This window comes from Rhizobium ecuadorense, from assembly GCF_001187535.1.
Classification (GTDB): domain Bacteria; phylum Pseudomonadota; class Alphaproteobacteria; order Rhizobiales; family Rhizobiaceae; genus Rhizobium; species Rhizobium ecuadorense.
Map to the genome: position 1 here is coordinate 1 of NZ_LFIO01000669.1, position 393 is coordinate 393.

General features: G+C 59.8%; 1 protein-coding gene. It reads right to left on the reverse strand.

Features of this window, described 5'->3' with window-relative positions; all coding sequences use genetic code 11:
- Positions 1 to 300 (reverse strand): LysR family transcriptional regulator (locus AF337_RS12805; protein ID WP_152971043.1); only part of this gene is annotated, 300 nt, incomplete at its 3' end.
- Positions 301 to 393: the final 93 nt, after the last annotated feature.

Genomic DNA, 393 nt, shown 5'->3' on the forward strand with positions numbered 1-393 from the left:
GGGCAGCGACACGCGCAACCTGCCGACGACCTCGCGCCGGCCCGATTCCAGCAGACACTCGCCCGCGCGCAATTCCTCGATCGCACGCACACAGCGCTCGTAATATTGCTGACCATCCTCGGTCAGGCTCTGCGTCCGCGTGGTCCTGTGAAACAACCGGACGCCCAGGCGCTCCTCGAGACGCGCGATGGCCTTACCGACCGCGGAGCGCGTCAACGACAATCGCTCGGCAGCTTTGGCGAAGCCGCCCGTCTCGACTGCCTCGACAAAGACTTGCACCCCATCAAACCTGTCTCGCACCGTGCGGATCCTCGCAAATAACGGTCCTGAGATTGGAGAACCTAAGGAACCAAAGAAGAGAAAAACGATTTCTAATCGTCAACTATATTCTAC